The organism is Acinetobacter sp. GXMZU3951 (assembly GCF_054457875.1).
The window spans coordinates 1-14,169 of sequence record NZ_JBTLFO010000014.1 but is presented as its reverse complement, the minus strand read 5'-3'; the positions used below and the strand labels follow the sequence as shown (position 1 = coordinate 14,169).

Sequence of the window (14,169 nt, the reverse complement as noted above, 5' to 3'; positions counted from 1 at the left end):
TCTTCAGTTTTTTCGAGGAATGTATCGTGCGTTTAAAAATCGCCAAAGAAAGTTTACTTAATGTTCTTTCACATGTGGTAGGAGCGGTGGAACGTCGCCACACCTTAAACATTTTATCGAATGTTAAAGTACAAGTGAGTCAAAATGCTTTGGCGATTACAGGTTCGGATTTAGAAGTTGAATTGGTGGCGAGCACCAATTTAAGCGAAGGTGCGTGCTTACAAGCTGGTGAGACTACGGTTCCTGCGCGTAAACTGATGGATATTTGTAAGTCTCTACCAAGTGCGGCATTAATCGATATTCAAATTACCGAAGACCAGCGTTGTATTCTTAAATCTGGCAACAGTCGTTTTGTTTTAGGGACATTACCTGCAGAAGACTATCCATTGCTGAATACTGAAAACACGCAGGGCACACAAGTTGCTGTAACTCAACGTGAATTAAAGCGTTTATTTGAAAAAACTGCTTTTGCTATGGCGGTTCAAGACGTTCGTTTTTACTTGACTGGTACCTTGTTAGAAATTGATGAAAATCAATTGCGTGCAGTAACAACGGATGGTCATCGTTTGGCACTGTGCGAGACATTAGCTTCATCAAATGCGCAGCAATTGATTCAAGCAATTGTGCCACGTAAAGCTGTGGGTGAATTACAGCGTCTACTCAGTATTGAAGATGAGCAGTTGTCGTTATTGATTGGTCGAGAATTATTGAATGTCACCATCAATACCCCAAGTCGTGATAAAGAGCAGGGTTCCATTACGGTTCGCTTTACCACCAAACTGATTGATGGCAAGTTCCCAGATTATCGCCGTGTGATTCCACGTGGTGGTGATAAAAATGTCCTGATCGCACATGATGTGTTCAAGCAATCTTTACAACGTGTTTCGATCTTGAGTAATGAAAAACTGCGTGGGGTATTTTTGAATTTTAGTACGGATACTTTGCAGTTACGTGCCAATAACCCAGAACAAGATGAAGCGATTGAAGATTTAGCCATTCAATATAACGATGCCCCGTTAGAAATGTCATTTAATGCCCAATATTTATTGGAGGTATTGAGTGTCTTGGACGGGGATGATGTTTCGATGACCATGACGGAAGCCAATCAGTCAGTATTGGTTCACGATCCAGCACATACCGATCAAACTTATGTCGTAATGCCAATGCGTGTGTAATATCTAGATTTATTATGCATATTACGCGTTTAAATATCGAACGTGTTCGTAATTTGGAAACGGTTGCACTCACTGAGTTGCAGCCGTTTAATGTCTTTTATGGCGCGAATGGTTCAGGTAAAACCTCAATTTTAGAAGCGGTACATTTGCTGGCTACGGGTCGTTCTTTTCGAACCCACATTCCCAAACACTACATTCAACATGATGCCTCCAATGCGGTGATTTTTGCGCAATCTGCCAGTGAAAAAGTTGGCATGCAAAAACATCTGAGCGGTGAGCAGGTTATGAAAGTCAATGGGGATCATATTGCCACACAAGGGCAATTGGCAAAATTATTGCCTTTACAACATATAGATCCACAAAGTACCGACATTATTGATCATGGCGCAAAGCCACGGCGGCAACTGCTCGATTGGCTCATGTTTCACGTGGAACCTGAGTTTTATCATGCTTGGCAATATTATTCACGAGCCTTGAAACAGCGTAACAGTTTGCTGAAGTCGCAGCGAAATCTAAGTCTGCAAAGCTTAGAACCGTGGAATAAAATGCTGGCCGAATATGGCGAAATTTTACATTCGCAACGGGTAGCGATTGTGGAACAGTGGAACGTATTTTTTCAGCAGGATTTGCAACAGTTATTGCCCAATTTAACCATTGAGGTGGATTATGTTGCAGGCTTTCATACTGAACATGGGCTGCTGCACGATCTGTGTAGTCATCATCAAAAAGACCTTGATCGACGCTATACCGAATATGGTCCGCACCGTGCCGATTTACGCCTCAAAACCCCGATGGGAGAGGCGGATGTGGTTTTATCACGTGGCCAAAAAAAGCTCCTCATCATGGCACTAAAACTCTCTCAGATTGCAATGCTACATGCCTGTAATAAGGAAACTGTGGTATTATTAGATGATCTGACAGCAGAATTAGATTTAGCCGCACAACAACGTTTAATTGAGCGATTAAGCCAACTTGGTAGTCAAGTTTTTATTACCACTTTAGAGCATGAATCTGTGCAAAAACATTTACATGACTTGTCTATTTCCCACCAATTGTTCCACGTGGAAAATGGCCGAGTTGCATGTGTTGTGCAATGATTTCCCATCTTTGGATAGACCGATTTTTCACTAGGGAGTAACCATGAGTTCAGAAGACCAATCTGTCACTCAAACAGAACAAAGCAACGAAAAGGCTTATGATTCCTCCAGCATTAAAGTTTTGCGTGGTTTGGATGCCGTTCGTAAGCGCCCAGGTATGTATATTGGCGATACTGATGATGGTACAGGTTTGCATCACATGGTGTTCGAGGTGGTGGATAACGCCATTGATGAAGCTTTAGCAGGTCATTGTGATGAAATCTTGGTCACGATTCATGAAGATGAGTCAGTCAGCGTTTCCGATAACGGGCGTGGTATTCCAACCGATATTCACCCAGAAGAAGGGGTTTCTGCAGCAGAAGTAATTTTGACCATTCTGCATGCAGGCGGTAAGTTTGATGATAATAGCTATAAAGTTTCAGGTGGTTTACACGGGGTAGGTGTTTCTGTTGTAAATGCTTTATCGAGCAAACTTGAATTAATCATTCATCGTGCAGGGCATATTTATCAACAAGAATATCGTCATGGTGATCCACAGTATCCACTCAAAGAGATTGGTAATACTGAAACAACAGGAACCATTGTACGTTTCTGGCCAAGTGCTGAAACTTTTAGCCAAACCATTTTTAATGTCGATATTTTGGCACGCCGTTTACGTGAATTGTCATTCTTAAACGCGGGTGTACGCATTGTGCTTCGAGATGAACGCATCAACCTAGAACATGTCTATGACTATGAAGGTGGTTTGTCTGAGTTCGTTCGATATATCAATCAGGGCAAAAACCACCTGAATGATATTTTTCACTTCACTACTCAAGCTGAAAATGGCATTGGGGTTGAAGTGGCATTGCAATGGAATGACTCGTATCAGGAAAATGTCCGCTGCTTTACCAACAACATTCCGCAAAAAGACGGCGGAACCCATTTGGCCGGTTTCCGCGCAGCATTGACCCGTGGCTTAAACAGCTATATGGAAAATGAAAGCCTGCTGAAAAAAGAAAAAGTAGCTGTGACCGGGGATGATGCGCGTGAAGGTTTAACCGCCATTATTTCTGTGAAAGTGCCTGATCCAAAGTTCTCTTCGCAAACCAAAGAAAAATTGGTTTCAAGTGAAGTGAAACCTGCGGTCGAACAGGCGATGAACAAGGCATTCTCTGAATACTTGCTAGAGAATCCTGCTGCAGCGAAATCGATTGCTGGCAAAATTATTGATGCAGCACGTGCCCGTGATGCAGCGCGAAAAGCCCGTGAAATGACTCGTCGTAAAAGTGCCTTAGATATTGCTGGCTTGCCTGGCAAGTTGGCAGACTGTCAGGAAAAAGATCCTGCGATGTCTGAATTGTATCTGGTCGAGGGTGACTCTGCGGGTGGTTCAGCCAAGCAAGGCCGTAACCGTAAAATGCAGGCAATTTTACCGCTAAAAGGTAAAATCCTGAACGTGGAACGTGCGCGTTTTGACAAGATGATTTCTTCACAGGAGGTCGGCACACTAATCACCGCATTAGGCTGTGGTATTGGGCGTGAAGAATACAATCCTGATAAGCTGCGTTATCACAAAATCATTATCATGACCGATGCGGACGTCGATGGTTCGCATATTCGTACCCTGTTATTAACTTTCTTCTTCCGTCAAATGCCGGAGTTGGTGGAACGTGGGCATATCTATATTGCTCAACCACCGCTGTATAAGTTGAAGAAGGGTAAGCATGAGCAATACATTAAAGATAATGATGCACTAGAAACCTTCCTGATTTCGAATGCGATTGATGATCTTGCTTTGCATATCAGTGCAGAAGCACCAGCAATTCGGGGTGAAGCACTGGCGAAAGTGATTGCAGATTATCAAACCTCACAGAAGAGTTTGCAGCGTTTAACTCAGCGTTATCCTGCAAGCTTATTGGATGGTTTAATTTCCCTCGACGCGTTTAAGTTTGATCATTCTCAAGATCTGGCTTATGTGCAACATTGGGGTGAGCAGTTACGTGCAACGGTTGAAAAGTTACAACCAAGCTTACGTCCTGAATTGACTTTGGAAGCCTTCGATAAAGAGTTGGCGGATGGTCAAAAGGAAGTGGTGTATTTCCCGCGCATTACTCTATATGTGCATAATTTACCGCACAGTTATGTACTTGATGCTGGTTTACTGTCTTCGACTGAATATGTCCGTTTACTCAAGAATTCGAAGAGCTGGTTCAGTTTGCTCGAAGCTGGGGCTTATTTACAAAAAGGTGAGCGTAAAATTACGGTCAATAGTTTCCATCAAGTATGGCAGCATATTTTACAAGACTCGCGTCGCGGCATGATGATTCAGCGCTACAAAGGTTTGGGTGAGATGAATGCGGAACAGCTTTGGGAAACCACAATGGATCCTGAAAACCGCAATATGTTGCAAGTCACCATTGATGATGCGATTGAAGCTGATCGTATGTTCTCTTGCTTGATGGGGGATGATGTGGAACCACGTCGTGCCTTTATTGAAGAGAATGCCTTAAATGCGGATATCGATGCATAAGCGTGTCTAATGTTAAAAGCAGCCTGAGGGCTGCTTTTTTTTATGCCTCAGCTTTGTTTGGTTTTTGTGAAGGTTATCAAACTGTCTTATTGTTTTGGCATGCTAAGCAAAAACCATAGAGAGGGAAGAACATGGACTTAAGTTTGGAACAACAACGCGATCATTGGCTGAATGCATTTTATACCGGACAAGTCGCGGTTCTGATGCAATGTGAGCATGCTGAATTTAAAGTTGTCTATGAGGCACAAGGGAAAGTTGAAAGTAGTTTCAGCCGCTATAGCAGTATTCAACATGCTGTACAGAATGGCGTTTGGAAGCCACAGCACTTAGAGATTCAGACTGAGGCATTTGAGTTTAATCCCGAGCAGACCCAATGCCGCATTGTGCTGCATTTGCTACGGCCCGTTCAAACCATTCAAGAAACTTGGCAATATCATGCGGGGAGCTGGCAGATTATGGAATTACGCTTTTGCAAAAAGAAGTTTGTTGCAGTTTTTGAGTGAACAAAAAATGGCGTAAAAAAAGCAGGTCCTGAGACCTGCTTTGGATTGATCTTGGATTAGTCGGTGAACGTCACTTTGGCAATGGCTTTTTTACCCGCCTGTACGATCAAGGTGGTGTTCTCTTTTACCGAGAAGCTCGCGTCGACCACATTCCAGTCCACTTTAACGGCTCCACGTGAAACAGCATCCTTCGCTGCTGCTGCATTCTTGGTTAAGCCTGCAGCACGAACAATCGAAGCAATAAACATTTCACCGCCAAACTCAGCACGTGAAATAGTCACTTCAGGTGTCCCTTCTGGCAGTTCACCTTCGGTAATGATGTTACCGGCACCTTTGTGGGCATTGGCAGCGGCTTCCGCACCGTGGAAACGTTCAACCAACTCCAGTGCAAGAATTTTCTTCACGTCTTGTGGGTTGCGGCCTTCTTCAATTTCTTTCAGTAATACTTGGATGTCTTCAACCGATTTAAAGCTGAGTAGATCAAAATAGCGCTCAATCAAAGCATCAGGCATAGACAGCACTTTTTGGTACATGGCCCCTGGGGTATCAAAGACACCAATGTAGTTGCCCAAAGATTTAGACATTTTGTTGACGCCGTCTAAACCTTCAAGAATAGGCACGGTAATGCAGACTTGAGCTTCTTGATCATAACGACCTTGTAAGGTACGCCCCATGAGCAAGTTAAAGGTTTGATCTGTTCCGCCCAGCTCGACATCGGCATGCAAGGCTACCGAGTCATAGCCCTGTACCAATGGATACAAGAATTCATGAATCGCAATCGGTTGTTGGTTGTTATAACGCTTGGTGAAGTCATCACGCTCCAACATACGCGCAACGGTTTGCTGTGACGCTAACTGAATTAAATCAGCCGCGGTTTTGGTTGCAAACCATTCCGAGTTAAACACCACTTTGGTTTTGTTCGGATCAAGAATTTTAAACACTTGCTCTTGATAGGTTTTGGCATTTTCTAAGACTTGCTCACGCGATAATGGTGGGCGAGTCGCGCTTTTCCCCGTTGGGTCACCAATCATGGCGGTGTAGTCACCAATCAAGAAAAACACTTCATGACCGAGGTCTTGGAACGTTTTTAATTTATTGATTAAAACCGTATGACCTAAGTGCAAGTCAGGTGCAGTAGGATCGAAACCTGCTTTAATTTTTAGAGGACGATTTTCTTTGAGTTTCTTTAACAGATCCTCTTCAGAAATAATTTCATGAGTGCCTCGTCGAATGAGGGCAAGTTGTTCTTCAGCTGGCAGGAAATTTGACATCACAAAACCCAAACACATCAGTTATTCAATTTGTGCGATATACTAACACTTTTTCAGCACATTGCAGGCTTTAGAATAATCATGACAGCAATCTATATTGGCGTAATGACCGGCACCAGCATGGATGGGGTAGATATTGTGGCCGCTTCGTTCGATCCATTGCAGTTGCATGCCACGCTCACCTTAGCTTTTGACCCTGATTTACGTGATCAACTCATGGCACTGACTTTGCCGGATGACAATGAAATTGATCGTATGGGCAAGGCCGATGTGGCTCTGGCAAACATGATTGGAGAAGGTATCAATACGCTGATTGAGCAACATCAGCTTGACCGGAGTCAAATTAAAGCGATTGGTTCGCATGGGCAGACCATTCGTCATCGTCCAGAACATGGGTTTACCCTACAGATTGGCGATCCGAATATCATTACTGAAATTACCCAAATTCCGGTTGTTTCGGATTTCCGTCGCCGTGATATGGCGGCAGGTGGGCAGGGCGCACCTTTAGTGCCTGCCTTCCATCAAGATATTTTTCAACACGACAGTATTCATCGCGTGATTCTGAACTTGGGTGGCATTGCCAATGTCAGTCTGTTGCCTGCAGGTGCACCTGAGCAAGTTTTAGGTTTTGATACAGGTCCTGCCAATATCCTCATGGATGCCTGGTGCCATCGCTATACGGGGCAGCCCTATGATGAAAATGGCAACTGGGCCGCTTATGGTCAACCGATTCGCAGTTTATTAGAGCGGTTACAGGCCCATGATTTTTTTGGCAAAGAACCGCCCAAAAGTACAGGGCGTGAAGATTTTAATCTAGATTGGCTTGATGATCAGATCATGGACTGGCGCAATGATGAGCTGGCCTATGATGAATTAGAAGATATGCCTGAGAATGTGCAAGCAACCTTGCTTAAACTGACGACGCGTGCGATTAAAAAAGCGATTTATCGTTCTGGTATGGATACCGGTGAGGTCTATGTCTGTGGTGGTGGAGCTTATAATTCGCAACTGTTAGAACAATTGCGCTGGCGTTTACGCAAGCATCAGTGGACTGTACAAAGTACTGCGGATTTAGGCTTAAGCCCAACGTGGGTAGAGGCGACTGCATTTGCTTGGTTAGCCATGCGCTTTGTGCAACAGCTCAGTGGTAACTTACCCGCAGTCACAGGGGCACAGGGTTATCGTATTTTAGGCAGTATCACTGTGGTTTAAATATAAAAAAACCTCCGCTATGCGGAGGTTTTTTCTTGGCATGCCACTTAAATCGAAAACGATGAGCCACAGCCACAAGTGGTGGTCGCATTTGGATTTTGTACAATAAAACGCGAACCTTCCAAACCTTCCACATAATCCACGATAGAACCAACCAAATATTGGTAGCTCAGTGAATCGACCAGCATTTTCACATCACCATTAATGAATTCAGCATCATCTTCATTCATATTGTCGGCAAAGTTAAAGCCATAAGAAAAGCCTGAACAACCCCCGCCCGTTACATAGACACGTAACATTAAATCTTGGTTGCCTTCACTATCGCGCAATTGGCGTACTTTATTTGCAGCATTGTCGGTCAACACAAGCGCTGGAGCAGTCATGATAGATTCCTCTGTTCGGTTTCGCGTCTTTTAAAAATCAAAAAGACCAATATCTAGTATAGCATACTCAATATATGGTCAATATTCGAAGATTAAAAGTCAAATCAGAGTAATTTTATCAAGATTATTTGTAGTTTTCATCTTGTAAACCACATTCGAAGTTTTTGGCATCTTCCTTACAGCGGAACTGCCATAACAGTTTCATCATGCGCTTGTCATAGACGCCTTGTTGAGTCAAATTAATCCGTGCTTCCCGCATCATTTTTTGATAGCCAGGCTTGTCTGTTGCAGGGACGTCCATCCAGTATTTGCTCGGAATGTCGGCTTTCATCTTCCCTAAAATGCCAAATGCACGGGGCAATTGTGATTTGACCCATTCACGGGATTGCTGACCATAACCGTGAGGAAAGCGCTCTGGGCGAATAATAATATTGCCTGTGACCTGTAAAATCGGATAGTTCACAATAGCCCCTTTACTGCCTAAACCTTTATGCAATTCCAAAGGTTTAAATGCAGCCGCAGGTGCACCAATAATATCGACCTGACCATTATTAAATTTGCTGCCAAAATTGGTGACGTCTGCACTGACGGCTTGTGCACCGACTTGCTGCACCATAATTTTTTGTGCCTGATCATAATCGAGTACCGCAATTTTTTTACCTGCCGCTTTGGCAACGGTATTGATATTGCGGTCATTCACCATCAGAAATGCATCGCCAACAGGAATCACTCCAGCAATTTCATATTTGCCTTTCACCATATATTTGCTAAAGGTTGGGCTTGCCAGACCTTGCATGACTTTGACCGCCAATTTCAAATTCGGGATCGCACCAATGGCATCTAATGAACCGGTAAAATCATTAAATTGGCGTCCCCGCATGCCTGTGACACTAATGCCATCGCATTTACCAGCTTTGAAGTCTTCGGTAATCACGGCTTCATTTTGTGCAACGCGTAGCTCAATATCTGCGCCCCAATTTTTTGCAGCCAGTTGATAGTCTTTCATGAGCGCGTAGACATCGCCACTTTTACCGACCAAGTCAAATACACACACCACTTGTTTCGCTTGAGCAAAGTTGCTTGCTAGGCACAGTCCCAGTCCTAACAGAGTCATGCTGGAATATTTTTTCATCTATAGAATTTCCTTATCGTTTTATTTTTATTGAGTTGTAAGCAGTCAGGGCAATGGTATACATCTTCCTAGAATCTAAGCTGCAATAAAAAAGCACAAAGATTGATGGCTGGATGATGCCTGAATGGAAAACTGACATAAAAAAGCCTAGAACAGTCTAGGCTTTTTGAGAACAGGGGTTATTCGCCAGCCATTGAACATTCGAAGTTGGCTTTATCAACAGAACAACGTGCCTTTTTCAGGACACTCATCATACTGGCATCGTAAATACCTTGCTTGGTCAGATCCATACGACCATCACGTAGCATTTTTTGGTATTTGACTCTATCTTCGGCACTCAAGTTCATACGATATTTAGCTGGAATAGCTGCTTCTAGGCGATTAATCATGGAGAAACTCTTTGGCAGGTTTTTAACGAACCAATCACGAGATTTTTGTCCAAATCCTGCAGGGAACTGATCGGGGCGAATCACAAAGTCGGCAGTCACTTGCAGTACAGGGAAATTAAACATAGCACCACTGTTGCCTAAACCCTTGTAAATTTCTAGAGGTTTGTAGGCGTAGGCTGGTGCACCGACCATGTCGACCTGACCATTATTAAATTTAGCCACAAAATTAGAAACATCGGAAATGACCGCTTGTGCACCGACACGTTGCACCATGATTTTCTGTGCTTGGTCATAGCCTAAAACCGCGAACTTTTTACCTGCGGCTTTTTCGATTGAATTGATGTTTTTATCACGCACGAAAATAAAGGCAGAGCCGAGTGGTGCAATGCCTGCAACTTCATATTTTTTGCCACCGAGGGTCGTGACCATTTTGCTGGCATTCCGTTGGTCTAAGGCAAAGCTAATGGCTTTTTGTGCAATGGCATTGCTGGGTACGCCCCCCAAGGCATCAATCGAGCCTGCAAATTTGTTGTACTGACGAGCCCGCATGGCTGTCATAAACACGCCGTCACATTTACCGGCTTTAAAATCATTATCTGCAACGGCTTCATCTTGTCGCGGAATCAGGTTGACTTCGGCTCCCCAGCTTTTGGCTGCCAGTGCCCATTCTTGTGCCATTTGATACGACTCACCAGACTTACCGAGTAAGTCGAACACACAGACATCGACTTTTGCTGCTTGAGTCGTGGTAGAGAGTCCGATAGCGGTCATCGCAGCGAAACCCAACATGACTTTTTTCATTGTATTCATCCTGTTCAGATTGATTCTTGTTCTTAGTGTCCTTACACGTAGAGCATATTAAGCAAGTTTTGCACGTATAAATAGAGTATTTACTCCATTTCAAAATAAAAAAATGACAGTGTACTGAACAAAATGCTGTCAAATTGTCCAATGCTCTGGAACGTTTAAATAAAAATCATTGGGTTAAGCACTGTTACCGCACTTAAAAAAGATGCAGGGTTATTCTCCAGCCAAAGAACATTCAAAGTTGGTGCGCTCCACGGTACAGCGCGCCTTTTTTAACACGGTCATCATGGTTGGGTCATAGATCCCTTGTTGGGTCAGGTCTATACGAGCATCACGTAACAGTTTTTGATATTTTTCTTTATCATCCCGGTCGAGTTCCAAGCGATATTTAGTTGGAATGGTCGCTTCTAGGCGCTGTACCATGGCAAAGCTTTTAGGGAGTTGACGAATAAACCATTGACGGGATTGAGGTGCAAAGCCTTGTGGAAACTTGCTGGGGCGGATAATGAGGTCAGCGGTAACATTTAATACCGGAAAATTCAGCATTGCGCCGTTTGAACCTAAGCCTTTGTAAATTTCCAGAGGCTTAAATGCATATGCGGGAGCAGGTACGACATCGACTTCATTCTGATTAAATTTTTTCACAAAATTGGAAATTTCTGACATCACGGGAACAGCATTGACGCGTTTCACCATAATTTTCTGGGCTTGATCAAACTCCATGACCGCAATTTTTTTCCCATGCAGTTTTTCCACACTATTAACAGACTTATCTCGAACAAATAAATAAGCGGGACCAATTTGACCGATTCCAGCGACTTCATAACTTTCATTGCCAATTTTGGTGAGCAGACGTTTATTGTTTCTTTTATCTAAGACATAAATAATGGCTTTTTGTGCAATCGCATGATTGGGCACACCACCAAGGGCATCAATTGAACCAGCAAATTTATTATAATTACGGGCGCGCATGGAGGTCATATAAAAACCATCACAGGTTCCTGCCTTAAAGTCTTGATCCAGCTTGGCTTCATCTTGATAAGCTGTCAGGTCTATATTTGCGCCCCAGTTCTTACTGGCTAAAGCCCACTCTTCCAGAAATTTATAAGATTCTCCAGATTTGCCCAGTAAATCAAAAACACAGACATGAATATTGGCGTGAGCCAAAGTGGTTAAATTACAGAGTGTTGCCGTGGATAAGATAAAAAAGGCTTTTTTCATTATTTCACCTCATTATTTTCATTTTTTAGGAAGCGCTTCATCTAAACATGATTTATGGGGATAAAATAGAGCTATTACTCTATTTCCGACCAGTAGCTCAATATGCGGTTATTTCACGCTGCTTTTTTCATTTCTAAACGACTTCCTTTAGAATAGCGTTAATTTTTTATCCGCCAGTATTTGTCATGATTCAATTAGACCAACTTTCCATTCGCCGTGGAGGGCGTGTCCTCTTTCAAAAAGCCTCGATGCAATTACATCCAGGTTGGAAAATTGGTCTTACTGGCGTGAATGGCGCCGGGAAGTCGACCTTATTCGCGGCATTTTTAGGGGAATTGGGTGCAGATGAAGGGAGTCTAACCCGTCCTGCGGTGTGGACGGTTGCCCATATGGCTCAAGAAATCAAAGCTTTAGATATGAAAGCCATTGATTTTGTTTTATCAGGTGATGAAGAATATTGGGAAATTCAGCACAAACTGGATCATCCTGAAAACTTAAGCAATGATGAACTGGCGCATTTATATGGCCGCTTCGATGAAATTCATGGCTATTCGGCAGCTGCTAAAGCGTCGCAACTTATGGCGGGTCTAGGTTTCTTTGAGCGTCAATCCCAGCTCGATGTGTCAAGTTTCTCTGGTGGATGGCGGATGCGTCTGAATCTGGCACGTACTCTCATGAGCCGCTCAGATTTATTGTTATTGGATGAACCGACCAACCATTTAGATTTAGATGCGATTCTGTGGTTAGAAGATTGGCTTAAAGCTTATGAAGGCACTTTGGTGCTGATTTCACATGACCGTGATTTCTTGGATGCTATCACCGATCATATTTTACATATTGAAAATCAAGAGCTCACCTTATATACAGGCAATTACTCGACTTTTGAACGGACCCGCAGCGAACGTTTAGCACAACAACAACAGGCCTATGAAAAGCAATTAGAAACCCGTGCGCATTTGCAAAAATATATCGACCGCTTTAAAGCGCAAGCCACCAAAGCCAAACAAGCACAAAGTCGAATTAAACAATTAGAACGTATGCAGGAACTTTCTGCGGCACATGTGGATACGCCGTTTACTTTTAGTTTCCGTGAACCGTCAAAAATGAGTTCACCTTTATTAGAACTTGAAAGTGCAGATATTGGTTATGGTGACAAACTGATTGTGACCAATGTAAACCTGCAAATTACCCCCACCAGTCGAATTGGTTTATTGGGCATGAATGGTGCCGGTAAATCGACTCTCATTAAATCTTTGGTGGGTGACCTGCCTTTATTGGCAGGGCAACGAAAAGCCTCTGAATTATTGAATATTGGCTATTTCGCTCAGCACCAGATGGATGCCCTAGACGGGAATGCTAGCCCAATGTTGCAATTGGCCCGTATTGCAGACCCTAAAATCAGTGAAGCAAGTTTACGTTCGTTCTTGGGTAGCTTTGGCTTTAGTGGCGAGCGTATGGATACACCGAGTGAAAGCTTCTCTGGGGGAGAGCGTGCCCGTTTAGCCTTGGCATTGATTGTCTGGCAACGCCCGAATGTTCTTATTCTAGATGAACCGACCAACCATTTAGATTTGGATATGCGACATGCCCTGACCATGGCGCTACAAGATTTTGAAGGGGCTGTGGTATTGGTGTCGCACGAACGTCAACTCATTGCTAGCGTCTGTGACGAGCTCTTGTTGGTACACAAAGGCACTTGTCGTGACTTTGACGGTGACTTAACTGCTTATGCAGAATGGCTCCGTCAAGCACGTATCGAAATGATGAAAAGTGGGCAACAACCTGCTGCCCCAGTTCAGTCACAAGTCGAAGCCAAACCCGCGATTTCTAAACTGGATAAAGAAGCTCAGCGTAAAGAAGCAGCCCGACGCCGTGAACAAACCCGTCCGATTCGTAAAAATATTGAAAAATGCGAAGCACAGATGGAAAAATTACAGCCACGTTTGCAAGACATTGAAACCTTGCTGGGAGATAGCAGCCTATATGAAGCTGAGCGCAAGCAGGATTTGTTGAAATTGATGGATGAGCAGAATCAGCTCAAAGCGAAGTTAGAACAGATTGAAGAAGAGATGTTGAGCTTGATGATGGAATTAGAAGAACTCGAAAGCGCCTTTTAATCTAGCCCAGCTAAATAGAAAAAGCACAACGTAGCGTTGTGCTTTTCTTATTTAGGAGAGATGGCTAAACACAAAGGAGAAGACTCAGACCCAATATAAAACTAAGGAAATGAAAATAAATATGCGATTTCTTTATAAAAATGCTTAAAAAATGAGTAAAAAAGCATTTTTTTGCGTTATTTTGTGGAAAAAAACAACACCTGTGCAAAATAACCCAAAACAGGGGTTGCACAACAAATAAAACTGTATAGAATACGCAGCATCCCGACGCGATACAGCGAGATGAACGAAGCACGAAGTGCTAGTTATTGAGTTGATTGCGTTATATTTGCCACTGACGAGGTGGTGAA

General features: G+C 43.4%; 11 protein-coding genes. 6 read left to right on the top strand and 5 right to left on the bottom strand.

Features of this window, described 5'->3' with window-relative positions:
- The first annotated feature begins 26 nt into the window (after window positions 1–26).
- The 4 genes from dnaN (at window position 27) to ACX17N_RS15735 (ending at window position 5,287) form a co-directional block, all read left to right on the top strand.
- Window positions 27–1,175, top strand: coding sequence for a DNA polymerase III subunit beta (dnaN, locus tag ACX17N_RS15750; RefSeq protein ID WP_458893512.1), 1,149 nt, complete (start codon window positions 27–29; stop codon window positions 1,173–1,175).
- Window positions 1,176–1,189: 14 nt separating this feature from the next.
- Complete coding sequence (gene recF / locus ACX17N_RS15745) at window positions 1,190–2,272, top strand: DNA replication/repair protein RecF (RefSeq protein ID WP_458893511.1); 1,083 nt, start codon at window positions 1,190–1,192, stop codon at window positions 2,270–2,272.
- 43 nt (window positions 2,273–2,315) lie between these two features.
- Window positions 2,316–4,784, top strand: coding sequence for a DNA topoisomerase (ATP-hydrolyzing) subunit B (gene gyrB, locus ACX17N_RS15740; protein WP_458893510.1), 2,469 nt, complete (start codon window positions 2,316–2,318; stop codon window positions 4,782–4,784).
- Between the two features lie 131 nt (window positions 4,785–4,915).
- Window positions 4,916–5,287, top strand: coding sequence for a hypothetical protein (locus tag ACX17N_RS15735; RefSeq protein ID WP_458893509.1), 372 nt, complete (start codon window positions 4,916–4,918; stop codon window positions 5,285–5,287).
- Window positions 5,288–5,343: 56 nt separating this feature from the next.
- Here ACX17N_RS15735 and tyrS read toward each other — a convergent pair whose 3' ends face one another.
- Entirely contained in the window at window positions 5,344–6,576 is a 1,233-nt protein-coding gene (gene tyrS / locus ACX17N_RS15730) for a tyrosine--tRNA ligase (protein ID WP_458893508.1), read from the bottom strand.
- Window positions 6,577–6,639: 63 nt separating this feature from the next.
- On the opposite strand from tyrS, the gene ACX17N_RS15725 reads away from it, so the two are divergent.
- Window positions 6,640–7,770 carry an anhydro-N-acetylmuramic acid kinase gene (locus tag ACX17N_RS15725; protein ID WP_458893507.1) on the top strand — a complete coding sequence of 377 codons (1,131 nt, stop codon included), beginning with the start codon at window positions 6,640–6,642 and terminating at the stop codon, window positions 7,768–7,770.
- Between the two features lie 47 nt (window positions 7,771–7,817).
- Here the strand turns inward: ACX17N_RS15725 and erpA are convergent, their stop codons facing one another.
- The 4 genes from erpA to ACX17N_RS15705 form a co-directional block, all read right to left on the bottom strand.
- Entirely contained in the window at window positions 7,818–8,153 is a 336-nt protein-coding gene (erpA, locus tag ACX17N_RS15720) for an iron-sulfur cluster insertion protein ErpA (protein ID WP_458893506.1), read from the bottom strand.
- Window positions 8,154–8,277: 124 nt separating this feature from the next.
- Window positions 8,278–9,267, bottom strand: coding sequence for a putative solute-binding protein (locus ACX17N_RS15715; protein ID WP_458893543.1), 990 nt, complete (start codon window positions 9,265–9,267; stop codon window positions 8,278–8,280).
- A gap of 197 nt (window positions 9,268–9,464) precedes the next feature.
- A complete protein-coding gene (locus ACX17N_RS15710; RefSeq protein WP_458893505.1) occupies window positions 9,465–10,475 on the bottom strand; it encodes a putative solute-binding protein in 1,011 nt (336 codons plus the stop codon).
- A 219-nt stretch (window positions 10,476–10,694) separates the two neighbouring features.
- Window positions 10,695–11,702: a putative solute-binding protein gene (locus tag ACX17N_RS15705; RefSeq protein WP_458893504.1), complete on the bottom strand. Its 1,008-nt coding sequence runs from the start codon at window positions 11,700–11,702 to the stop codon at window positions 10,695–10,697.
- 185 nt (window positions 11,703–11,887) lie between these two features.
- On the opposite strand from ACX17N_RS15705, the gene ACX17N_RS15700 reads away from it, so the two are divergent.
- On the top strand, window positions 11,888–13,819 hold the full coding sequence (locus ACX17N_RS15700) for an ATP-binding cassette domain-containing protein (protein ID WP_458893503.1): 1,932 nt from the start codon (window positions 11,888–11,890) through the stop codon (window positions 13,817–13,819).
- The last annotated feature ends 350 nt before the right edge of the window (window positions 13,820–14,169 follow it).

What these genes read in the sequence shown, in the direction of transcription:
- ACX17N_RS15700 (WP_458893503.1), top strand. Translation starts at nt 11,888, where the DNA reads ATGATTCAATTAGACCAACTTTCCATTCGCCGTGGAGGGCGTGTCCTC.
- gyrB (WP_458893510.1), top strand. Translation starts at nt 2,316, where the DNA reads ATGAGTTCAGAAGACCAATCTGTCACTCAAACAGAACAAAGCAACGAA.
- tyrS (WP_458893508.1), bottom strand. Translation starts at nt 6,576, where the DNA reads ATGTGTTTGGGTTTTGTGATGTCAAATTTCCTGCCAGCTGAAGAACAA.
- ACX17N_RS15735 (WP_458893509.1), top strand. Translation starts at nt 4,916, where the DNA reads ATGGACTTAAGTTTGGAACAACAACGCGATCATTGGCTGAATGCATTT.
- recF (WP_458893511.1), top strand. Translation starts at nt 1,190, where the DNA reads ATGCATATTACGCGTTTAAATATCGAACGTGTTCGTAATTTGGAAACG.
- ACX17N_RS15705 (WP_458893504.1), bottom strand. Translation starts at nt 11,702, where the DNA reads ATGAAAAAAGCCTTTTTTATCTTATCCACGGCAACACTCTGTAATTTA.
- ACX17N_RS15715 (WP_458893543.1), bottom strand. Translation starts at nt 9,267, where the DNA reads ATGACTCTGTTAGGACTGGGACTGTGCCTAGCAAGCAACTTTGCTCAA.
- erpA (WP_458893506.1), bottom strand. Translation starts at nt 8,153, where the DNA reads ATGACTGCTCCAGCGCTTGTGTTGACCGACAATGCTGCAAATAAAGTA.
- ACX17N_RS15710 (WP_458893505.1), bottom strand. Translation starts at nt 10,475, where the DNA reads ATGAAAAAAGTCATGTTGGGTTTCGCTGCGATGACCGCTATCGGACTC.
- ACX17N_RS15725 (WP_458893507.1), top strand. Translation starts at nt 6,640, where the DNA reads ATGACAGCAATCTATATTGGCGTAATGACCGGCACCAGCATGGATGGG.